The organism is Paenibacillus sp. SYP-B3998 (assembly GCF_010820665.1).
Classification (GTDB): Bacteria; Bacillota; Bacilli; order Paenibacillales; family NBRC-103111; genus Paenibacillus_E.
The window spans coordinates 354,674-376,207 of record NZ_JAAIKC010000005.1 but is presented as its reverse complement, the minus strand read 5'-3'; the positions used below and the strand labels follow the sequence as shown (position 1 = coordinate 376,207).

Below are 21,534 nucleotides of genomic sequence, written 5' to 3'. Positions count from 1 at the left end.
GTAACGACTTTAAGGTAAATGGAAAGGAGGAATGGAGCATGTCCGACAACAAACGTCCTACCCCGGCTAGTTCGCCCAGTTCCCAGAAGGATAAAGAGGTTGCTTCCATGCGCTGGATGCGCCGTATCAAGAAAATGTTCTCCTTCCTATTTTCCTCCTTTGTTATTCTTCTCATTGTGACTGCAGCGGGTCTGATCTACTTGCGTTCTCAAACGCTCCCCGTTACAAAAATGCTCCAAACTTCTCAAATGTACGATGCCCATGGTCAGCTCATTGATACCTTTTATTCCGGTCAAAATCGGCAGGTGGTGGCGCTTAAAGATATCTCGCCTTATCTCATCAAAGCTACTCTATCCGTTGAAGATCAGCATTTCTACGATCACTTCGGCGTAGACGTGAAAGCAGTAGCGCGAGCGGCAGTTGTAAATGTACAGGCAATGGCCAAAGTACAGGGTGCGGGAACGATCACCCAGCAATTAGCGAGGAACTTATATTTAAATCACGACCGCACCTGGTCACGTAAAATTAAAGAAACCGTGTTCGCCATTCAAATGGAAATGCAGCTTAGTAAAGATGAGATTCTGACGAATTACTTGAATCAGATTTATTACGGCCATTCGACGTATGGCATCGAAACCGCTTCTGAGCTGTTCTTTGGCAAGCATGCCAGCGAACTCACGTTAGCTGAAAGCGCAATGGTGGCGGGTGTCCCCAAAGGTCCCCGGTACTATTCACCTTACTACGATTTGACCAATGCCATGGATCGACAAAAGATTGTGCTGCAAACGATGGTGCGCAGCGGCTTTATTACCCAATCCGCAGCAGACGCGGCAGCCAGAGAGAGGCTGGTCATACAGCCGTTAACGAAAAAGAAGCCCGCTTCGGCCCCTTACTTCCGTGATTATATCCGTACCTTGGCTACAGATAGACTCGGAATTCCGGAAGAACAGTTGGATGAAGGCGGCATTAAAATATTTACAACCCTCGATATGAATGCGCAAAAGATCGCCGAGGATATCATCACCAAACAATTAGCCGGAAAACCCGACATTCAAGCCGCTCTCGTCGCTATCGATCCCCGAACAGGCGCGATCAAGGCAATGGTTGGGGGACGCGACTATTCGGATACTCAGTTCAATCGTGCGCTCTCCAATACGCGCCAGCCAGGATCTTCGTTTAAACCATTCGTGTATATGGTCGCTTTGCAAAACGGATATACCCCCGCAACGCTGGTCAAAAGCGAGCCCACGGTATTCACCTATGATGAGGGACGGCAGACGTACACACCACGTAATTTCAATGATCAGTATGTGAATACGAATATTGACATGCGCCAAGCGATTTCGAAGTCGGATAACATCTATGCTGTGCACACGATTCTTGATGTGGGACCCGCAAAGGTTATTGAGTTGGCGCGGAAGCTAGGCATCGCCTCCTCGATGAAGCCGCTCCCCTCGTTGGCTCTTGGTTCCTTCCCCGTGAGCCCGATGGAGATGGCGTCTGCTTTCGGAACGATCGCTAATCAAGGCGTTCACAATGAGACGACTGCCATTGAACGTATCGAGGATGCGAACGGAAAGATTTTATATGAAGCGAAGCCGAAATCCGAAAAGGTCCTTGACCCCGCTATCGCTTATGTCATGACGAACTTAATGGAAAGTGTTTTCGAAGAGGGGGGGACTGGCAATCGCGTTGCCAATACGATCAAACGACCGATTGCCGGGAAAACCGGCACAACGGATACGGATGCTTGGTTAGTCGGCTTCACGCCAGAGCTAGCAACAGCGGTATGGGTCGGTTATGACAAAGACCGTGACATCAGCAGTGTCGAATCACACATGGCATCACCGATCTTCGCCGAGTTTACGGAACAAACGCTAGAGGCGATCCCCCCCAAGCTGTTCCCGATTCCAGAGGGCGTGGCCACCGTCTATATCGATCCGGTCAGCGGCAAGCTGTCCAATGAAGATTGTCCCAGTAACCGTATGGAGGCATTCCTCACTGGCACAGAACCTACTGCCTACTGTACCGATAAACAGGCAAATGAAATTAAAAAAGATCCTAAAAAAGGAACGCCAAAAGGCAAAAACAGCTCTTGGTGGAACGATCTGAAGCGCTGGTGGAACGACTAGTGCATTCACCTTCCGACAACACAAAAAGGCAGAACTAAGCGCGTCTTAGTCTGCCTTTTTGCTGTCCTAGTATATGAGGTAACATACACTAGGGTCTAGTATACTCGGTTCACTCTACTGTCACAATGGATGACACATAATGTTCATAAATACTAAATAGGTAGATTATGTTTTTATGAAAGCGCATCCTTCAGACTTTGATCCGAACGATTCCACCATTCTTCGTTGTGTGCGATAAGTTGATTTTTGAGCGCTGCACGCTCCTTTTCATCCAACCCGTCTAGTACAAACTTACGCTTCATCGCCGCATCCATCTTGTTGACGTGATCAGCGAGTATTTTCCATCCTCTGCGGGCTTCCGTATCAACCAACATCTCGCATGCAGTTAGTCCAGCGTAGTAGGCGCCTTCCTCTGTGCGGTCTACCGCGACCCAAACGATCCAAGATTTACGGCCATTAGGGACGTCTTCTTTATTCACGGAGAACTTAATCCCCTTCTCAATTTTGCTTTTGGCATGCAGAGCGCCATTATCTAAATAAGCCTCGTCTCCATCAATAATGATGCTGGATACATTGCTAAGATCGATCGCGCCTGCGCCAAAGCCTTTATGGTTTACTTTGGAGCTTACAATATTTAAAGCCAGTTTCTTTTTTTCTCCGTCCATCTGGGCACCTTCCCGCTCTTCTCATTATGAACCTACACTATGCATTCATTGTAGCCAAAGTGGCTTCCGAGAACAAGGGCGCTGGCTAGGAAACCAACTTTAAACCAATAGTTGAGACCATAATCATTCCAATGAAGAGCAGTCTCCGCACATCCCTAGATTCTCCGTACACCAACATTCCCACCACCGTAACACCAATCGTACCAATTCCCGTCCATATGCCATAAGCTGTTCCCATAGGAATCGTCTGCAAAGCGATTGATAACAAATAAAAGCTGGTGCCCAGGCTGAATACCAATAAAAGTAATCCTTTCAGGTTAAACCCTTTACTTAGCTTATTTAAGCCCATAACACTAAAAATTTCCCCAAAACCCGATACCACTAGCAATAACCACGCCATTTCAATCCTGCTCCTATTCCCTGCTGTTTATCAAGATGATTTTGTTTGCTGCTTGGACTCGGACGTTACGCTCTTCAACCCGATAATACCGATCAATAATACGAATATGAGCCCTATTTTCGCGAGATGGATGGGCTCTTTGAAAATAACCATCTCTGTAAGCACCGTTCCCACCGTTCCGATCCCGGCAAATACAGCGTACACAGTTCCCGTCGGCAAGACCGCGCATGCCTTCAGAAGGAGCACAAAGCTAATCGATATAGCCGCTATCACGATCAGCCACCCCCAGTAGGATTCGGTATATTTCAAGCCCGCAACCCAGAAAATCTCCGTAATACCGGAGATAATCACATACATCCAATACTTATTCATGTGCATTCACTCCTTGTTGCTTCGTAAGCCTGCGCTGAAGAAATCCCATACGCGCGCTTTTCTTTGGTCATATTCTTCTGCCTCATATAATTGATACTGCATGAACAAACCGTCCACTGCACAGTAAAATGCCGCTATGAAGCAATCAGTCTCCATGGAACGAAATTGTCCGGCATCTACGCCTGCCTTGTATAAACGGATCAAGCTTTCCGTCATTTCCTTCTCTCCTTGCAAAAAGGGTTGCAGCAGCTTCTCTTTCAGCGCATCTGGCGGAAAAAAAATAAACCTTTTATAAAATAAATGATAATGATCGTGACGAAAGGTATTCGTTACACGATGAAAATAATGCATGATCTGCTTCTCAGGATCTGCGTCCGTTTCCTTCCCATATTGATCGCGCATGATATATACGTTGTTGTTAATCACTTCCTCTGTAACCGCGAGAAACAGATCCTCCTTAGAGGCATAATGCGCATAAATAGAAGGCGTCTTAATGCCTACTCTCCGAGCAATATCGCTCAATGTCGTTTTCTCATAACCTTGATTCGCAAATAGTTCAATAGCCGCTTCTCGAATCCGCGTAGCACTCATCCATTCCACAACCTAACTAATATTAGTTAGGTAAGTATATAGAATTTAACACAAAAAATCAATTTGCAGAAATAATCCCTAGGTTGTCTACATATATATGGCTGTAGATGCTTGTCAACGGGGTGAATATCATGAATGTTTTATTCAAAAACCGCAAGTTACAGTGGATTGTCGTTATGCTCCTTGCAGCAGGCTCTGTCCTGTTGTCAGAATCTTTGCTCCCGTCCACCTTCAAGCCTGCTGCCCCCGTCTCTCGGGAGGAACCGTCTGTGCCGTCACCGGACATGCAACAGCTTGATCCTGCCACACCAATGGATAAGCAAGCGGCGAAGCCGCTCAGCTATCGTATTACCGAGTATCATATGAACGTCGCCTACTCCCCAGATACGAAACAATTACAAGGACAACAAGCTCTAACATGGGAAAATCCGGGGACTGCTCCCGTACAAGAGCTTTATCTGCATCTGTATCCGAATGCGTTCGCATCCAAAAAAACAACCTTCATGCGCGAGTCAGGCGGCAAGCTTCGTCAGGATGCAGCGAAAACAGAGAGCGTAGGGAGCATGGATCTGCTATCGGTGAAAGCTGACGACGGCAGTGACCTCACTCAACGAATGGAGTTCGTTCAGCCTGATGACGGTAACCAAGATGATCATACGCTGCTGAAGATTCCGCTGCCCAAGGCAGTTGGAGCCGGGGAACATGTCACGATTCAAACTGAATTTCTCGTTAAGCTCCCCTCTGCTTTTGCAAGAATGGGCTATGTCGATGATTTCGTCATGGCTGGCCAGTGGTTCCCTAAGGTCGCTGCTTACGAAGTAACTGGTACACGCGGTCGCACGACCGATGGTTGGAACCTGCATCAATATCATGGGAATTCAGAATTTTATTCAGATTTCGGTATGTACGATGTGAAGATTCAAGTACCGGCCAATTACACAGTTGCCGCCACGGGCTTCCCAATCAAACCGGCCGTAACGGAAAACGACAAAAAGACATACCAATTCTATGCCGAAGATGTTCATGATTTCGCTTGGTCAGCATCGCCGAATTTCGTCTACGTGGAAGAACCCTTCTCCACCCCACAAATTCCCGGTGTCAAAATCAAGCTCTATCTAGACCCGAATCATAAAGATTTAAAAGATCGATATTTGTATGCGGCTAAAAAAGCGCTTTCCCGCTACAGTCAATGGTACGGTTCGTACCCCTATTCGACACTTTCAATTGTCGTTCCGCCTGCGGACGGCAACGGAGTGGGAGGCATGGAATATCCGACACTCGTTACTGCTTGGGGAGCCGGCGAGAAAGATCCTGACCTTGAGTTGGAACGAGTCGTCGTCCATGAAATCGGACATCAATTTTTCTATGGTCTCGTTGCAACCAACGAATTTGAAGAAGCTTGGTTGGACGAGGGCTTCACTTCCTACGCTGAGGACAAAGTGATGGAGGCTGAGTATGGCGTGCCGTCTAATCTCGCTGTGGAATCCAGCTATATTACATCCCCTAATGCGCTCCAGTTGAACGCTTGGCATTATAAGGGACACGGCGAGTACGCAGATAATGTATACACGCGCGCAAAGTTGGTATTAAAAGAAATTGAAAAGCAAGTCGGCATCAAAACCATGGATCGCATCATGACGACTTATTTTCAACGTTGGGAGTTTAAGCACCCTTCTACAAAGGATTTCCAGAAAGTCGTTGAGGATGTAACGAAAACGAAGTGGGACGATTTCTTCAATCAATATGTATATGGCAGCATGATGATGGATTACACCGTAGAAAGCATCAAAGTCAAAGCGAACAAAGTAAATGGTACTGCAGCTTACGACAGCACGATTCTCATCTCCAAACGCGGTGGCAATTCGCCCGCAGTACCCATCCAGTTTCATTTTACAGACGGGACCACACTCGATAAAACTTGGGATGGCTCCGCGGCCAGCATCGAATATAAGCTAACACACACTAGCCCCGTAGACTGGGTACGTATCGATCCCAACTATTCGCTGGTGCTTGAGAACAAACATATTAATAACTACTTCCAAACTGAAGTGGATCGGATATGGAGAATCCGTTGGAATCTCGGCCTCATTCAGTTGTTGCAAACTACATTCGGTTGGATCGCTTGGTAATTAAATTTGGTTTGTAAAAGAAGTTTCATTCAAACAAACTGCAATTTATGCTTGCGAAGCAAGTTTTCCTCACGGAAAACGCATAGGAGGGACTCCCTTGACCAGTTATGTGAAATCCGGATTTTGGACGGCCATGCAACAGCCCTTTGCTGTCATTGTTTTATTCCTGTATCAGATGGGTTGGGGGGCTCTACTCTATAAACTGGTACAATCTGTGCTTGTACCGCTCATGCATCGCTTCCCCGGCGGCCAACAGCCGAAACAAACCTTAGAATTATTTCTCGCCGAGGGCCAGTTTCAGCTGTTCAAAACAGATCTCAGTCACTCGTATTTATGGTGGCTGGCCGCGCTGCTAGGCGCTCGCATGCTGTTAACGCCGATGCTGAACGCTGGCGTCTACTATTCGCTGACGCACGCCCAGCAAAACGCCGGTTACCGCTTCTTCAAGGGAATAAAAGAGCTTACCTTCCCTTTCCTGGTTAGTTACCTTCTGCGCGTAGTGATGTCCCTGCTGCCGCTCATCTGGCTCTTTCCCAAAGCGCAGAGCATCTTCGCGCGTACAACTTCGTACGAGGACGCGCTCGTGCAACTGCTCCCCTGGCTTTTCGGTATGCTAGGTTATGGCTTTCTCTTACATTTACTCTTCATGCATGTGCAATTCGCAATCGCTGCTAGAATCGGCATTGTATCCACCGTCATTACATTCATCAGGCATGCGCTACCTATTGTGGGTCTGGCCATTCTCCTTTTATTAGCCTCAGGACTATTGGCAGGGATTACCTTCACTGCGACCTATATATGGGCGGGTCTCCTAGCCCTAATCATTTATCAACTGTTCCCCCTTTTCAGCATGTTTTTGCACATGTGGGCTATTACGTCACAATATCAGCTCTGGTCTGCCAAATTGAACAATTAAAGCGAGTGAAATATGCCTAATTGTCACGTTCCGTTCACGCCCCCTTAAAAAAGGGGCTCTTTTTTGTCTATTTTAAGAACTATTGCGCATATTTTATAGAGTTACGCATAGAGAAGGAGGAATTTCAATGTTTATGGCGAAATATTTAAATTAGCATAAAAAACCAAATATTTCATGCCGAATTCCCAATTATTATTGGGAAACGGGGGAACCACACCGGGTGAATTGATCTTGCTAGACAGGGATCATAGGGAACCTTCAACCGAACCCTCCAGCTAACCTCGTAGGCACCGGAAGGAGACAAGCAGTTGAAAAAGGTTGTAGCTCTAATTTTCAGTCTTGTATTGTTTTTGAGCGTTGGCGCAGGAAGCGTGTTTGCCGCAAAATCCACCTTGGATGACGCGGTAGACGGACTTGTTGGAACCCCCTACAAATGGGCGGGAACCACAACAAGCGGTTTTGATTGCTCGGGTTTCACTTCATACCTGTTCGATCAATTCGGAATCGATCTTCCGCACAGCTCCAAAGGACAAGTTCAAGAAGGTAACTGGGTTGACAAAAACGATCTTCGTAAGGGCGATCTCGTATTTTTCAACACAGACGGTAAAGGCGTATCTCACGTAGGTGTATACCTCGGGGATGGTGAGTTTGCTCACTCCGCTACAAACGAAGGTGTTGTTAAGAGTAAGTTGAGCGAGTCTTATTACGCGAAGCGGTACGTATCAGCCAGAAGAGTTCTCTGGGATGATATTTACAACCAACTGACTGCGATCCAATCCAAGTAAAGTAATTACTATACTAAGAATAAAGCCCAGACAAGCCATCGCTCGAAAGAGCAGCTTTCCGGGCTTTTATTCATTTTGGAGGCATGCCATTTAAGGCCTATGAAACTTTTCATTCATCGTAAAGATTTGCGCATCGACGATATGACTGCGTTTGACTATCTATTCGCTAGTAAACTTCCCAGTGTGCATCTCCTCATCCTTGATCCATTTCTATTGTGGCATGCCCGGCATGAGGCGTACAGCGGCAGGTAGTTCCTCCAGCAAGTGATGCTTAATCGGACTCTATGCCCAATACGGCAGACAGCTTTATGTGCTATACGGGGATCCAGCCATCGTTCTCAAACAGGTGCTTCAGGCAGTACCCGTGAATGAAGTGGTCATGCATCGCGACTTTACCCCTTACGCCAAAGCACGTGACCAAAAACTCAAGGAGGTTACTGATGACCTAGGTATTCCTTTGACGTTATTGGTGGATCATACGCTCGCCGACTTGATAGATTTCCAACGTACCTCTGGAAAAAACTAGCCCTACAAGGTATATACCCCTTTTTCCAAGAAACTAAACGCATATCTTCAATCGTATTATCGTCCTTCTTCTCCACTCACCTTGCGTGATTTGAAGACGGTTGACATGTATAAAGCCGATTTAGCGATGAATGACGCTGGCTTATGGGAGCAAAAATAGCTGGAAAAGTATTGTAATCTCACCCATCGCTCAATTTTCCTCTAGAATCGTAGGTAAGATATGGTTATAATGGGTCATATATCATCTTGAGGAGGTCCTCACATGGATCCTTATCCACATCAATCCCCTAACTACCAGCCTTCACCGCAAATGTCGTCAGTAACGAATGGTAAAGCAATTGCTTCCATGGTGCTAGGTATTCTATCCATCGTTATCCCATATATCGGTTTTATTCTTGGGATCATTGCCATTGTATTCTCCCGTATTGCCGCGAAAGAAATTCGGCTACGCGGGGATCAAGGAAGAGGATTCGCGACCACTGGCTTAGTATGCGGGATCATTGGAACAGCTTTGTATGCTATTATTATTGCAATATTTGTTATTGCTATTATGTTTTATGCAGCAAGCGATTTAGCCACTTACTAATTAAACAAAAATCGGTAACTTGACATAGGGTATAAGGCGACTTATAATTGCCTCATATTGTTTTCTAGGGTTCCGTGGCGAGCATCGCCAGACTGGTCCGAGAGAGAACACACAGTGAATACACTGTGGTCACGGAGGGGAAAAAGCCCGGGAGTACTATCGCTTTGCGATAATGCTTCCAGGCTTTTTCTTTTTTTCTGAGACAAAACAACCTTACGAAGAGGAGTGGGTTAGTATGGCATGGGTGTATCTGGCAATTGCAGGAGTTTTTGAAGTCGTATGGGCAATTTCATTGAAGTTTTCTAATGGATTCACGCGTCTTGTTCCAACAAGTATCACGCTCGCAGGAATGGTTGTGAGCTTCTACTTCCTCGCTATAGCTACGAAAACATTACCTATCGGAACAGCTTACGCGGCTTGGACTGGGATAGGCGCTGTCGGGGCGATCATTATCGGCACTTTGTTTTTAAATGAACCGATTAGTTTAACCCGAATTTTGTTCATGGTATTGATCTTAGTTGGTGTACTTGGTCTTAAATTTACTTCCGGGCATTAATTCATAGCTTTCTTCGCCATATCGTGGGTAATTCGTTGTTTAGTAGCTAACAAATCCGCAAAAATAGATCCGCCTCTAGCATCGTAGTTAGCTAATAGGCCATGCGTCGCCATCACAATTAATTGGGTCATCTTACTCATTTCTTTCTCAACTACCTGTGAACCCTCGCATTCTTCTCTATCACGCATCAGATCATTCCACGCGATCCTGCCTGGGTACCTGTTATCAATGCGAATTATGTCTGCTATTCCGGTAACCTCAGTAGTGAAAACGCCATTATTTCAACAAGATTCACTTTGTCCCAAAGAAGGTCGATACTCGCCGCTTCCTTATTCCTATCTGTCGATAACTACGCTGTCGTCATCATTAATGGTGTCCCGCTCCTCTTCGATGGTCCTACCAACACACCATTAAATTTTAATCCCGGACGCACCTTCAACGTCAGACAATTTCTGTGCAGAGGCCGTAATGATATCGTCATCATCGCCTTCAATTTCGGCGGTCCGCGCAGCCCAAGCAACCCGGCTGGCGTAGCAGCTAGATTAAATATCCGATTAAGCTCCTTGCTTTAATTTTGTAAATGAATAAAGGTCAGCGGCTCTGGAGCCCCTGACCTTTATTTATATCAATTCCCGTTCACTCCCATAACGGCGCTTCAACTGGCTCAAAAAAAACTGTAATGCTAGCAGCAGCCCCGCAAAGCAAGCGCCTACGCTCAGAGTCGCCGTCCCCTTTGTTCATGAGCGAAACTGTGCCTTGTGCAGACGGCTATAGATGCCTCCAACTGCCAGAAGCTCCTCATGTCGGCCTTGCTCTGTAATCCCTTGCTCCGTAACTACGACGATGCGATCTGCATTCTTGATCGTCGCTAGTCGATGCGCAATAACCAAGGTCGTGCGCCCCTCCGATAACTCGGCAAGCGATTGTTGAATCGCTGCCTCGGTCTCCGTGTCGAGCGCCGAGGTTGCCTCATCAAGGATGAGGATCGGCGGATTCTTGAGAAACATGCGCGCAATCGCAAGGCGCTGCTTCTGTCCACCTGAGAGCTTCACGCCGCGCTCGCCGATAATGGTTTCCAGTCCCAGCGGCTGGGACTGGATGAAGGTCTCAAGCCGCGCTCGTCTAGCAGCTTGCCAAATCTCCTCTTCCGTCGCATCCAGCTTGCCGTACAGGATATTCTCGCGCATCGTACCCGCGAATAGGAACACGTCCTGCTGTACGATGCCGATTTGACGGCGCAGCGACTCTAGTTGAATGCTGCGAATATCCATCCCATCGATACTGATGCTGCCATCGCTAACATCGTAGAATCGTGGCAATAAGCTGCAAATCGTTGTTTTCCCGGCGCCGGATGGGCCTACGAAGGCGACCGTTTCCCCAGCGCGAATAGATAGGGTGATGCCATTCAATACCTTAGTTTCCTGTCCATAGCCAAACGAGACGTTGTTGAAACGGATCTCGCCAACAAGGTGTCGAACGGGGACCGCATCAGGGCGATCAGCCACCTCTGGCTCCGTATCAATAACCTCTACGTAACGCTTAAATCCGGCGATTCCCTTAGGATAGCTTTCGATTACATTATTAATCTTCTGAATAGGACCTAGGAATACGTTCGTTAATAAGACGAACGCGATAAATTCCCCATATGTAATCTGTTTATCAATCACGAACCATGTACCACAAATCAGAACGAATACCGTCACCAACCGCATGAGAATATAACTAAGAGATACATTCCATGCCATAATTTTGTAGGAAAGCAGCTTCGTTATCCGAAAGCGTCCATTATTTTCTGCGAATAGTTTTCTCTCATAAGCTTCATTGGCAAAAGCTTGGACAACACGAATCCCCCCAATGTTGTCTTCCACTCTCGCATTAATATCAGCCAAATCCCCCATCATACGGCGGAATGTCTTCGTCATTTTCTGATTAAAGTATATGGCTATCCACAGCAGGAAAGGAACTGTGACGAAAGTTAATAAAGCTAATTTCACATTAATACTAAGCATCAAAATAAGCGCCCCGATTAACGTCATTACGGCAATAAATAAATCTTCTGGACCATGATGAGCAACCTCGCCAATCTCCAGTAAGTCATTGGACATTCGCGACATGAGTTGGCCCGTTTTATTGTTGTCATAGAAGCGGAAAGACAGCTTCTGCAAATGATCAAACATCTTCTTCCGCATATCCGTCTCGATATTAATCCCCAGCTTATGTCCCCAATAAGTAACAACAAAATTGAGAATCGTATTCAAGCCGTACACAGCAAGCAAACCAGCGCATGCCCATAAAATCCACTGCCAGTTCCCAGCCGGAAGCAATTTATCAATGACTCGATTAACGGCAAGCGGGAATCCTAGCTCAAGTAACCCCGCTACTACAGCACAGGTGAAATCTAAAATGAATAAGTTCCTATACGGACGATAATACGAAAAAAATCTTCTTAACATGTGTGTGTCCCTCACCTTCTTTCGCCAATTATAGTCGATATGAACCATATTAACTGATAATAGTTCTCAATATCAAGCCAATATCCATATTTTTCAATAACAAACGACCGAATTAGGAACCTCTTTTATTCCGGCTCACTACTTCCGACTGCTCTCTAGATACTGCCGCTCTATAATTAGGTTCTTGCCCTAAAGCAATTCCCCTCAATCTCCATATACATAGCTAATAAAGGAATGTGGGATCGGGGGTATGCTACTTGAGCACGATTTCTTTTGAAAAACGCACCGCTATCTTCTTAGCTGCGATTTGCGGTCAAACCTATACACAATTTGAAAATGAATCTGGTACTTTCGTCGTTCCTCGAACTTACGAGATCGCTTCCACATTCAAAGCAGCTTCTTTTGCGGGGAAAGAAGAGTATTTTGGGTACATGTTAGAATCGAAGGATACCATCGTTATAGCTTTTCGGGGATCGAACACCCGGTCCGATTGGATCTCAGATGTCATTGCTCGACAAAATAAATTCCCCTATATGCGGGATAGCGGCCTAGTGCATCGCGGATTCCTAAGCATATATAAATCTGCCAGAAAAAAAATCATCTCAACTTTATCTAAACTATCACCTCAAAAGAAGCTGTTTGTAACTGGTCATAGTCTGGGTGGAGCACTCGCCACCTTGTGTGCGGTCGATATTGTTGCCAATACGCCCTTCGAATCCCCTTGCGTATACACATTCGCATCACCGCGTGTAGGTAACGCTGTCTTTGCCAAAACATTTGATCGTCAAATTGCTACCCGCCATAGGATTTATAATGTAAACGATCTTGTTCCTCAGCTGCCGCCCGTCATCTATAGATCCCCTAAAACAGATCAAAACTACTACTATGTCCATGTAAAAAAAGGCGATGAGGTTCGGTTTCAAAAGGGATCTATCTCTGCCAACCATGCCATTGGCAACTATTTCTCTGAACTCGTAAAGCTAGATACAGCCTACGCACAAGAGCTTTGTACGTACAATCCTGGATTTTGCCCAAATGGTTAGCTCGCCTGTAGTAAGTCATTAAAGCGCTTACTATTGAATTACTAGGTCCAAATGCTGCAGTTCTCCAATGCTCAATCTTGGTAATGAAAAGAGACAGCCCACGGAGTGAATTTGACGTCCTTGGCACTGTCTTTTTATTATCAGTCAAGAGTCAAGACGAATAGGGTCGCAGCAGCCAGCTTTTGCCGACCTCCCGCAACCCCAATGGTTAATGATTATGCTTGAAAATCAACAAGTAAAAGCATCAATTAAGCGGACATCGATTCCGAAGTATCTCCACCTAAACCCTTCCCATCTAAATCCAGCAACCGAATTCGGACCGACAAAAACCGGGAAAAACCAGAACTGTCCACCATTTCTCAACCATACATAAGTGAATCTAAACAAACAGCGTGCGATGGATCCTGGATCAATAAATTGCGCAGTAGCTCCTGTTGCCGTAAATGGTTTTTGCGGTGTGTATGATGGCGGAGGAGAGCTCGGCGGCTGTGCGCCCCCCGGCGAACCTGGAAATGGCGCACTGGGCGAACCGCCACCTGGAGTTCCTGGAACAGATCCCGGGAAGCCCGGCATCCCTGGGAAGCCTCCACCTGGAAAATCCGGTGCGCTTGGGAAACCCGGCATCCCTGGAAAGCCTCCACCTGGTGATCCACCACCTGGGAATCCGGGCATTCCCGGCGAACCTCCGCCCGGGAAGCCCGGAATACCGAACGGATTGCCGCCGTAAGAACGTGGCGGAATCATATAAGGGGCTAGAATTGCTGCTCTTTGTTGATGTTTGGCATTAACTTGCTCCTGCATCTGAGCAGCTTCTAACCAGCTCTCATTGGCTTTTTCCAGATCGGAACCGCTCCTATAAGCAGTTCCCTCTTGATTTAACCTAAATGCCTCAACTTCTAGGTCAGCAATTTCTTGCTCAAGTTGTTTTACTTCATTATAAGCATCAACAGGCAAAACAAGAGGTATTGCTCCCCCCTGATTTGAGAACTGATGTTGGGAAGCACCTAGCGATGGATCGAAAGCGGAGCCGAAATTCGCATCTTGGTTTATATTCGAACTCATGATTGTTTCCTCCTCGTGAAATCGTGATACTAAACTAGCGCCTAACATACTTTATGCAGCGTATAGACGAATGCCACAGGAAAACTAGCCCATTTGACAGAGAATATGTAATGCATTGAATCATATCTCTAAAATAAAAAATAAATGCCACAGCAACACTGACACACTTCTGTCAGTGTTGCTTGTTTATAATGAAGTTAGAAGTACGGGCTTGGGAGAGCCCCTACTATGATCTATAACAAGAAAGGACTTAATCAAATGAAAAAAGCACAAAACAAAACTGGTGTTATCGTCGCAGGACTTCTTCTTGCCATCCTGATGGCCTCGATGGATAACACAATCGTTGCTACTGCTATGGGAACGATTGTTGGCGAACTCGGCGGACTCGATAAATTCGTCTGGGTGACCTCAGCCTATATGGTCGCCGAGATGGCTGGAATGCCAATTTTCGGCAAGCTATCCGATATGTATGGACGCAAGCGTTTTTTCGTTTTCGGTATCTTGGTATTTATGCTTGGCTCCGTACTTTGCGGAACGGCCGAGTCTATCGTACAGTTAAGCATTTACAGGGCTATTCAAGGCATTGGCGGAGGCGCTCTTGTACCCATCGCATTTACGATTATGCTCGATGCGGTAGCGCCAGAAAACCGTGGAAAGCTTGGTGGATTATTCGGAGCTGTGTTCGGTATGTCTAGTATTTTCGGCCCTTTGTTGGGTGCTTACATCACGGATTATATGAACTGGAAATGGATTTTTTACATCAATTTACCCCTTGGTCTGCTCGCCTTTGTCATGATTGCTTTCTTTTATAAAGAGTCCCATATACATTCCAAACAGCCTATCGACTGGCTCGGCGCTATCTCACTTGTAGGAGCTATTATCTGTCTGATGTTCGCAATGGAGCTTGGGGGCAAGCAATACGCTTGGGATTCGGCACAAATCATAGGTTTATTCGCTGGCTTTGCTCTTCTTGCCGCACTATTTGTGTTTATAGAAACTCGAGCCGAAGAACCCATTATTTCATTTAGTATGTTTAAAAGCCGCCTTTATGCAACAAGCAATATCATCGGCATGCTAAGCGGAGCTGCATTCATCACAGCTTCTGTCTATATTCCCATATTCATTCAGGGTGTTCTTGGCGGGAGCGCTACGAGTTCCGGCCTTGTCTTGCTGCCTATGATGCTCGGATCTGTGGTAACCGCGACACTAGGGGGATTCCTCATGAACAAGCTGTCGTATCGCTCCATTATGATCCCGACGCTCCTCATTCTGGTAGTCGGAATCGGACTTCTTAGCACGATTACAGCCGATTTATCCCGTCTGACGATTACTTTCTATATGATCTTAATCGGACTTGGCATCGGCGCTTCCTTCTCCGTATTAAGCAATGCAGCTATACATTCATTCTCCAGTAGACAGAGAGGCTCGGCAAGCGCCACCCTCAATTTCCTCAGGTCCCTTGGGATGACACTGGGAATCACAATTTTTGGTATTCTCCAAAGCCATTCGCTGACTCGAAACTTGACGGAGGCATTCGCAGGCAGTGGTGAAGGAAATGTACCGCAAGGCATTAACTTTAGTGACCCCCATGCACTGCTTGATCCTGCTACTCGTAATCAAATTCCACCACAGGCGTTGGATCGAATTACAGACGGGCTCTCCTCCTCCATCGCCGTCACCTTTGCTTGGGGCCTACTGCCAGCGATACTTGCTTTCGCCGCAGCCTTATTTATGAGTAAAGAGAAATTAAACCCAACAGATGAGGCTGAGGGGCTCGCGGCTTCGCATTAATCCAAGTTCAAAAGCTCATGCCTCCGATTGGATACATGAGCTTTTTTTTTCGCAACATCCTTACAACAAGCGTACCAGCAAACAATCTCCATTCCAACTTGCGAATAGAACGCCGTATGCCCTTATGGCTCTTTCGCAGAACTTGCCCCTAACTTATCTGACTGCCCATCTGTTTCTCGGGCAACCTCTTTTATCACATACGGCGCTGTCCGCCGCACGCAAGGAATTCGTATCGCTACCGCCGTTCCAATGCCCAACCTACTATGAATCTGTATACCATAGGCTTTGCCATAATGCAGTTGGATTCGCTGCTGTACGTTGCGGATGCCGTACCCTGTCTCCTCGTCCCCATCGTACCTCATTATTCGACGCAAGGTCTCTGGCTTCATACCGACCCCATCGTCAATAATACGCAATTCAATATCATCATCAATTCGCTGTCCAGTAACTCGAATATGCACACGATCTCCACACCATGCATATTTAAGCACATTTTCAAGAAAGGGTTGAAGCAGCAGCTTCACCATCTCATAGCGCAGCAGATCAGGATCAACCTCGAACAAAACGTCAAGGCGATCGGTGTACTTTACCTTTTGGATGTCCAAATACGCTTTAGCCTGCTCTAATTCGTTCGCAACCGGGATAATGGTACGACCCTCATTTAAGGAAAGTCGATAAAACAACGCTAAATTGCTTACCATACGATGCAGCTGTTCGACCTCTCCGAATTTAGCAAGCAAACTAATAGACGACAACGTATTGTACAAAAAATGTGGATTAATTTGAGCCTGAAGCGACTCTAATTCCGCTTCTTTTTTCTTCAGACTAGTTACATACACCTCCTGAATCAACTCATCCATGTGCTCGACCATGGCGTTAATCGATTGAGAAATTGTCGAAAATTCATCCCGTCCCTTGAATCGTATACGTTTATGAAAATCACCATGCCGGAACGAATCCAGCACCCTGACAATGCGAGAAACTCGCTTAGAGAAATAGCGGGAGAGAAAGACACCAACGCATACAAAAAGAAAGAAACTAACTGAACCGATCCCTACGGTTAACAGCTTAACCTTTCGAGCATCCTTTTCTACCCACTCCTTAGGAATGCTGGCGACAAGCCGCCAATCCAAATCTTGAAATGGCTCCGTGATGGTCAGGTAATTCTCTTGTCCGTCTTCTTTGATACGTTCAGCTTCACGCACCCCTGTTTCGAACAAGATTTGCCCAGCGCCATTCTCGACACGAACTGAGGTACCTTTGCCGAAATCAGGTGATACCGTTTCAAACAAATCAGACAACTTCACGGTCAGCCGCATAAAGCCGCTGTCCATATTTCGGCGAAGGGTCTTCGTATCGATCATTCGGCGCAACAGAGATATATTGCGGAACTCCTCGTCTCGCTCAATCTGCTGCCATTGCATCGTTTCTCCGTAGCGCTCAGGCGGGAAATCACGATACCATTCGCTTTCAGAAATCCGTTTCATATGGTATAGATCATAGCTTTGACCAGCATAAGTCAGTGGGTCTGTATCGCTGTATGAATTATATATTTCTGGAAGCGTTTCGTTACGCAAATAAACAACAAGCCAGATGTGACGGTTAGTCGCCTTCAGCACACTATCAAACTTGGGCAATAAATAGTCCGTGGTCGATTCGTAGCTATACCATCCTTCCTGGTATTGCCGCAATCGCGCTGAAATCGTATCATCGTAATAAATCATGTCGGATAGACGTACCGTATCCTTCATTTTATACGTGATGTTGTCCTTCATCTGGCGAAGCGCCGCCTGTACGTTATCGCTCGTCTGCTTGCGTATGGAATCGACGAATATCCAATTGGCGAAATATCCGAATAACAACACATGAAAAAGGGTTAATAGTAAATATGAAAACATCAACTTGTACCCAAAAGGTACAAATTTCTTCTCTTCTAAACCTGAAAGAGCAGCAGCTGTTTTTCGGCGGTTTCGTACGAGCATCTTCATGAAAGCTTTATAAACCATTGCGAAATTCGACCGGGGTCATCCGATACGTTTCCTTGAATTGTTTGCTAAAATAAGGCATATACCGATACCCCACTTGATGGGCAACCTCGTAAATACGCAGCTTCGGATTACGCAGAAGTTCCCCCGCTTTCTCCATCCGTAAAGCAACAAGATATTCGTGAAAGGACTGGCCCATCACTTCCTTGAACAGTTGTCCAAGATAGTTCGGCGAGAAATCAAATTTGTCTGCCACATCCTTCAGCGTCAACGTCTGATCGAGACCTCTTTGTATCTCTTCAATGATTTGCTGAATCAGCTTCAGATTTTTGCCGCTGTGAGGAATCGCTCGCTCCCCTCCAACATCGCTCAGCTTACTGGCTTCCAAACCGGTTTGCAGCTGCCGACCTCCGGCTGACAAAACGCGCTGCATCTCTTTGGCTGCCTGATCTCGTTTCTGCGCTTCATCCAAATCAAAGCGGATGCGCTCTAGCGATTGTATCAGCTCTTCATCGTTTACTGGCTTAAGCACGTAGCTATACGCTTGCAGCGAAAGAGCTTCTTTCACATACTGGAAATCACGATAACCGCTTACAAATATGACCCTAACATCTTGGAACCGTTCCTTAACATGTCTAGCTAATTCCAAACCCGACATATTGGGCATATTGACGTCAGTAACAAGCACATCGACCTTCTCGTGTTCGATTAGCTCGCACGCAGAGAACCCGTTCGTCACAGCGCCGACGATTTCCATACCAAGTGATTCCCACGGGATGAATGCCTTCATTCCTTCCAAATCCAGCGTCTCATCGTCGGCGATAAGCACTTTGTACATGAAGCACCCTCCTTGCGTTATGTTTATTATAAAAATGGAAAGTGGGTGCACATCATGTGCACCCTAAGCTTTCCATCTTATTTTTTCTTCATCTTTGCTTCATTTTCCTTCCATTTCGCAGTTAAATAATCATTTAATTTCTGAACACCCAATGTTTGCGCATCTTTCTCGCCTTTGTCAATAATCTCGATGACTTCTTGTTCGCTCTTCGCAAGTATCGCTTGACCGCGAACTTTCTTATAGAGCTCAATCCAGCGTTCGCGGATAATTCCTTCCGGGCTGTCCGGTGCAGGCTCGATGCCTCTCATAGCTGTCAGATCCATATGTGTTTTCCAAGTGATAGCATCTTGGTATTTGGTCTCCCATGAACGCTTATCTTCCGGTAATGAAAGCTCCGCCTTCACTTTAATCTTGTCATTCAATGTGGCGTTGCCGACGAATTGAAGATCATTGGTAGCATTCATGTTCTTCGTCCGTTCTTCCGGCTCAGCGAAAAACTTATCCGTCAAGTTCGGCAAGCCATCCCCGTCTACACCTTTCCAGTACATATCCTCAGGACCCCAGATCAGATCGCGTGTCCCCTCTGGGCTTGTCATCCAATCAAGAGCGGCGAAAATTTTCTCAGGATCTTTGGCCTTTGTTGTGATAGCGGCGGCATTCCAGCCAAGTCGATCGTAATGGGCTACCATAATTTTATTTTTATCGAGTCCTGGCTTGTGGATCGGCCAAATCATAAAGTAACCTGCATTCGGATCATTTTTCACAAGCTGTGCATGCCCCTTGGAGGCATACTCAATAGCTGTAACATCGACGAATACGGCCACACGACCTGTGTTCACTTTCTCCCGAACCTGATCGACTGTCTGCGTCAAAGCATCCTGTGTCATCAACTTCTCACGATGCAGCTTGTTAACGAAAACCATCGCTTCCTTATAAACGGGATCCGCGAATAACGACGTAAACTTCCCATCTTTCGGTAAAGCACGCAGCGTACCTGCGTAGCTGGCCGGATTATTTTCTGCGAATGCAGAATACAGAATATCCACGCCTTTGCCTTCTTTAGCTTGCCCTGGCTCAAACGGAATCACGTTCGGGTACTTCTCTTTAACCAGCTTCAAGTAGCTATATAAATCATCGGTTGTTTCCAATTTCGGCTTGCCGAGCTCGTCATAGATTTTCTTGTTGATAACATAGCCGGCATTGCCAGTTGGCTTGTTCGTATACCAGTTTGGAAACATGTAGAGCTTGCCGTCTTTGGCGCGCAGCATGTTAAGAATTTCATCGCCTGCCCACTTTTTAAGGTTCGGGTATTTTTCCAAATAAGGGTCAAGAGGCACAAGCACGCCATTTTCTCTTAGACGCTCAAACTTATCGCGATCGCCCCAGATGACGTCTGGCAAATCTCCACCGACAATCATCGTATTTAGTTTTGTTTCGGAATTCCCACCAGCGTTAATTGCCGTGATATTAAGTTTCATTTTATCTTGAACATTTTTAGAAAAGATGTCTTTACCCCATGGCGGCATTGTATACCAGCCGTAGTTACCAAAAATGGTGAAACTAAGCGGTTCACTGCCTAGCTTCCATGTTTCTTGCTTTGTGGCAACTGGCGCTGCCGTTCCGGTCGTGCCTGACGTCGAGCTAGGCGTCGTTCCTTTGTCCCCACCGGAGCATCCAGCAATAATCGTTCCCAGTGCTATCATGACCGTGAGTGGTGCAATCCCTTTTTTGAGCCGATTGTTCATGAACGTTGTACCCCTTCCCATTTCTGTATTCATCTATGCCTAAAGCTTATCGCTTTGAAGCCCCAATAACGACTACTCTTTTAATGAACCCACAAGCACGCCTTTAACGAAAAACCGCTGTAAAAACGGATAAACAAGAATGATAGGAATTGCGGTAACCATCATTGTGGCCATCGTCAGTGATTTGGTCGTGAACGACTGTCGTTTAGCAAGAAAGCTTGCTGCTGCCGTATCTGCATTTAACTCGGAAGCGATATTAGAATCGAGCGTTTGCTTAAGCAGCGTTTGCACAGGCAATAAATCATTGTTGTTAATATAAATAGAAGCGACAAACCAATCGTTCCAATGGGCAATTGCCGTGAACAGCGAGAGCGTCGCTATGACCGGGCCAGAGAGCGGCAGCACCACTCGCAAAAAAGTGCCCCAATAACCACAGCCATCAATACGTGCTGAGTCCTCCAAGCCGGGCGGAATTTCCCTGAAAAAGGTACGGAAAATAATCATGCTCCACACGCTAATAATGGAAGGTATTACGAACACCCAGAAAGAGTCGAACATCCCTAGATTGCGAATCAATATATACGTTGGGATAAGCCCCCCGCCAAAGTATAGCGTAATGATGCAAAACACCATATAATAGCCTCGACCGATTAACTCCTTGCGGGACATGCCATAAGCGAAAATTGCCGTGGCTGCAATCGTCAAGAATGTGCCGACGACGGTCCGGGAAATCGAAATACCAAAGCCTTTCAAAATGCGAATGTCTTTTAGAACGATTTCAAAGTTCTCAAGCGTAAATTCTCTCGGCCAAAAGGTAATGCCACCTAAGCTAGTATCCGTGCCCTCGTTGAACGCAATAACGGCAGAATTCCAGAACGGATAAAAGGTAACAAAAGCTAATAACGCAAGCGCAATGTGAGTGACTATACTGAATATCCGGTCTTCAAAAGCAAATTTCAT

General features: G+C 46.2%; 22 protein-coding genes and 2 riboswitches. Of the genes, 11 read left to right on the top strand and 11 right to left on the bottom strand.

Translation table 11 applies throughout. The features are described from left to right. Positions 1-38 precede the first annotated feature (38 nt). Positions 39-2,132, top strand: a complete 2,094-nt coding sequence (locus GK047_RS16390; RefSeq protein WP_163948795.1) for a transglycosylase domain-containing protein — start codon at positions 39-41, stop codon at positions 2,130-2,132. A gap of 173 nt (positions 2,133-2,305) precedes the next feature. On the opposite strand, the gene GK047_RS16385 is transcribed toward GK047_RS16390, so the two are convergent. The 4 genes from GK047_RS16385 to GK047_RS16370 form a co-directional block, all read right to left on the bottom strand. Next, positions 2,306-2,797, bottom strand: coding sequence for a YwhD family protein (locus tag GK047_RS16385; protein ID WP_163948792.1), 492 nt, complete (start codon positions 2,795-2,797; stop codon positions 2,306-2,308). A gap of 85 nt (positions 2,798-2,882) precedes the next feature. Further along, positions 2,883-3,197 (bottom strand): DMT family transporter, encoded by a 315-nt coding sequence (locus GK047_RS16380; protein ID WP_163948789.1) that lies wholly within the window; start codon positions 3,195-3,197, stop codon positions 2,883-2,885. A 30-nt stretch (positions 3,198-3,227) separates the two neighbouring features. Then, entirely contained in the window at positions 3,228-3,569 is a 342-nt protein-coding gene (locus tag GK047_RS16375) for a DMT family transporter (protein ID WP_163948786.1), read from the bottom strand. 6 nt (positions 3,570-3,575) lie between these two features. Beyond that, positions 3,576-4,160 carry a TetR/AcrR family transcriptional regulator gene (locus GK047_RS16370; RefSeq protein ID WP_163948782.1) on the bottom strand — a complete coding sequence of 195 codons (585 nt, stop codon included), beginning with the start codon at positions 4,158-4,160 and terminating at the stop codon, positions 3,576-3,578. 131 nt (positions 4,161-4,291) lie between these two features. Between GK047_RS16370 and GK047_RS16365 the strand changes: the two genes are divergently transcribed. From GK047_RS16365 to GK047_RS16335, 7 genes are all read left to right on the top strand, one after another. After that, positions 4,292-6,289 carry a M1 family metallopeptidase gene (locus GK047_RS16365; RefSeq protein ID WP_240343986.1) on the top strand — a complete coding sequence of 666 codons (1,998 nt, stop codon included), beginning with the start codon at positions 4,292-4,294 and terminating at the stop codon, positions 6,287-6,289. 97 nt (positions 6,290-6,386) lie between these two features. Beyond that, on the top strand, positions 6,387-7,205 hold the full coding sequence (locus GK047_RS16360) for a hypothetical protein (RefSeq protein WP_163948777.1): 819 nt from the start codon (positions 6,387-6,389) through the stop codon (positions 7,203-7,205). 165 nt (positions 7,206-7,370) lie between these two features. Next, positions 7,371-7,510: riboswitch (cyclic di-AMP (ydaO/yuaA leader) on the top strand. Positions 7,511-7,513: 3 nt separating this feature from the next. After that, positions 7,514-7,990, top strand: coding sequence for a C40 family peptidase (locus tag GK047_RS16355; protein WP_163948774.1), 477 nt, complete (start codon positions 7,514-7,516; stop codon positions 7,988-7,990). A gap of 99 nt (positions 7,991-8,089) precedes the next feature. Then, positions 8,090-8,242, top strand: a complete 153-nt coding sequence (locus GK047_RS16350; protein ID WP_163948771.1) for a hypothetical protein — start codon at positions 8,090-8,092, stop codon at positions 8,240-8,242. Between the two features lie 22 nt (positions 8,243-8,264). Continuing rightward, complete coding sequence (locus GK047_RS16345) at positions 8,265-8,516, top strand: deoxyribodipyrimidine photo-lyase (protein WP_346010352.1); 252 nt, start codon at positions 8,265-8,267, stop codon at positions 8,514-8,516. Positions 8,517-8,777: 261 nt separating this feature from the next. Then, positions 8,778-9,101, top strand: coding sequence for a DUF4190 domain-containing protein (locus tag GK047_RS16340; RefSeq protein WP_163948766.1), 324 nt, complete (start codon positions 8,778-8,780; stop codon positions 9,099-9,101). Between the two features lie 53 nt (positions 9,102-9,154). Beyond that, positions 9,155-9,257, top strand: a riboswitch (guanidine-I (ykkC/yxkD leader). Positions 9,258-9,336: 79 nt separating this feature from the next. After that, positions 9,337-9,657 carry a DMT family transporter gene (locus GK047_RS16335; RefSeq protein ID WP_163948763.1) on the top strand — a complete coding sequence of 107 codons (321 nt, stop codon included), beginning with the start codon at positions 9,337-9,339 and terminating at the stop codon, positions 9,655-9,657. Here the strand turns inward: GK047_RS16335 and GK047_RS16330 are convergent. After that, positions 9,654-9,797, bottom strand: coding sequence for a hypothetical protein (locus GK047_RS16330; RefSeq protein ID WP_163948760.1), 144 nt, complete (start codon positions 9,795-9,797; stop codon positions 9,654-9,656). The two genes, GK047_RS16335 and GK047_RS16330, sit on opposite strands and share 4 nt — an antisense overlap. Positions 9,798-9,953: 156 nt before the next feature. Here GK047_RS16330 and GK047_RS16325 point away from each other — a divergent pair, with 156 nt between their 5' ends. After that, complete coding sequence (locus tag GK047_RS16325; protein ID WP_163948757.1) at positions 9,954-10,229, top strand: hypothetical protein; 276 nt, start codon at positions 9,954-9,956, stop codon at positions 10,227-10,229. 165 nt (positions 10,230-10,394) lie between these two features. On the opposite strand, the gene GK047_RS16320 is transcribed toward GK047_RS16325, so the two are convergent. Next, entirely contained in the window at positions 10,395-12,110 is a 1,716-nt protein-coding gene (locus GK047_RS16320) for an ABC transporter ATP-binding protein (RefSeq protein WP_163948754.1), read from the bottom strand. A 257-nt stretch (positions 12,111-12,367) separates the two neighbouring features. Between GK047_RS16320 and GK047_RS16315 the strand changes: the two genes are divergently transcribed. Further along, positions 12,368-13,153 carry a lipase family protein gene (locus GK047_RS16315; RefSeq protein WP_163948750.1) on the top strand — a complete coding sequence of 262 codons (786 nt, stop codon included), beginning with the start codon at positions 12,368-12,370 and terminating at the stop codon, positions 13,151-13,153. A 228-nt stretch (positions 13,154-13,381) separates the two neighbouring features. Here the strand turns inward: GK047_RS16315 and GK047_RS30195 are convergent, their stop codons facing one another. Beyond that, positions 13,382-14,215, bottom strand: a complete 834-nt coding sequence (locus tag GK047_RS30195; protein WP_275901678.1) for a hypothetical protein — start codon at positions 14,213-14,215, stop codon at positions 13,382-13,384. Between the two features lie 258 nt (positions 14,216-14,473). On the opposite strand from GK047_RS30195, the gene GK047_RS16305 reads away from it, so the two are divergent. Then, on the top strand, positions 14,474-16,006 hold the full coding sequence (locus GK047_RS16305) for an MDR family MFS transporter (protein ID WP_163948895.1): 1,533 nt from the start codon (positions 14,474-14,476) through the stop codon (positions 16,004-16,006). 122 nt (positions 16,007-16,128) lie between these two features. Here the strand turns inward: GK047_RS16305 and GK047_RS16300 are convergent, their stop codons facing one another. From GK047_RS16300 to GK047_RS16285, 4 genes are all read right to left on the bottom strand, one after another. Next, complete coding sequence (locus GK047_RS16300) at positions 16,129-18,012, bottom strand: cache domain-containing sensor histidine kinase (RefSeq protein ID WP_240343985.1); 1,884 nt, start codon at positions 18,010-18,012, stop codon at positions 16,129-16,131. Then, positions 18,002-18,829 carry a response regulator transcription factor gene (locus tag GK047_RS16295; RefSeq protein ID WP_163948746.1) on the bottom strand — a complete coding sequence of 276 codons (828 nt, stop codon included), beginning with the start codon at positions 18,827-18,829 and terminating at the stop codon, positions 18,002-18,004. The genes GK047_RS16300 and GK047_RS16295 overlap by 11 nt, the downstream gene beginning before the upstream one ends. A gap of 77 nt (positions 18,830-18,906) precedes the next feature. Further along, the gene (locus GK047_RS16290; protein ID WP_163948743.1) at positions 18,907-20,574 is read right to left on the bottom strand and encodes an extracellular solute-binding protein; all 1,668 of its coding nucleotides are present in this window, start codon (positions 20,572-20,574) and stop codon (positions 18,907-18,909) included. 72 nt (positions 20,575-20,646) lie between these two features. Continuing rightward, a complete protein-coding gene (locus GK047_RS16285; protein ID WP_163948741.1) occupies positions 20,647-21,534 on the bottom strand; it encodes a carbohydrate ABC transporter permease in 888 nt (295 codons plus the stop codon).

Bases quoted from the DNA above. Each gene is read 5' to 3' on its own strand.
- GK047_RS16390 (WP_163948795.1), top strand. From the start codon at position 39: ATGTCCGACAACAAACGTCCTACCCCGGCTAGTTCGCCCAGTTCCCAG.
- GK047_RS16385 (WP_163948792.1), bottom strand. From the start codon at position 2,797: ATGGACGGAGAAAAAAAGAAACTGGCTTTAAATATTGTAAGCTCCAAA.
- GK047_RS16380 (WP_163948789.1), bottom strand. From the start codon at position 3,197: ATGGCGTGGTTATTGCTAGTGGTATCGGGTTTTGGGGAAATTTTTAGT.
- GK047_RS16375 (WP_163948786.1), bottom strand. From the start codon at position 3,569: ATGAATAAGTATTGGATGTATGTGATTATCTCCGGTATTACGGAGATT.
- GK047_RS16370 (WP_163948782.1), bottom strand. From the start codon at position 4,160: ATGAGTGCTACGCGGATTCGAGAAGCGGCTATTGAACTATTTGCGAAT.
- GK047_RS16365 (WP_240343986.1), top strand. From the start codon at position 4,292: ATGAATGTTTTATTCAAAAACCGCAAGTTACAGTGGATTGTCGTTATG.
- GK047_RS16350 (WP_163948771.1), top strand. From the start codon at position 8,090: ATGAAACTTTTCATTCATCGTAAAGATTTGCGCATCGACGATATGACT.
- GK047_RS16340 (WP_163948766.1), top strand. From the start codon at position 8,778: ATGGATCCTTATCCACATCAATCCCCTAACTACCAGCCTTCACCGCAA.
- GK047_RS16335 (WP_163948763.1), top strand. From the start codon at position 9,337: ATGGCATGGGTGTATCTGGCAATTGCAGGAGTTTTTGAAGTCGTATGG.
- GK047_RS16330 (WP_163948760.1), bottom strand. From the start codon at position 9,797: ATGAGTAAGATGACCCAATTAATTGTGATGGCGACGCATGGCCTATTA.
- GK047_RS16320 (WP_163948754.1), bottom strand. From the start codon at position 12,110: ATGTTAAGAAGATTTTTTTCGTATTATCGTCCGTATAGGAACTTATTC.
- GK047_RS30195 (WP_275901678.1), bottom strand. From the start codon at position 14,215: ATGAGTTCGAATATAAACCAAGATGCGAATTTCGGCTCCGCTTTCGAT.
- GK047_RS16305 (WP_163948895.1), top strand. From the start codon at position 14,474: ATGAAAAAAGCACAAAACAAAACTGGTGTTATCGTCGCAGGACTTCTT.
- GK047_RS16300 (WP_240343985.1), bottom strand. From the start codon at position 18,012: ATGGTTTATAAAGCTTTCATGAAGATGCTCGTACGAAACCGCCGAAAA.
- GK047_RS16295 (WP_163948746.1), bottom strand. From the start codon at position 18,829: ATGTACAAAGTGCTTATCGCCGACGATGAGACGCTGGATTTGGAAGGA.
- GK047_RS16290 (WP_163948743.1), bottom strand. From the start codon at position 20,574: ATGAACAATCGGCTCAAAAAAGGGATTGCACCACTCACGGTCATGATA.
- GK047_RS16285 (WP_163948741.1), bottom strand. From the start codon at position 21,534: ATGAAATTTGCTTTTGAAGACCGGATATTCAGTATAGTCACTCACATT.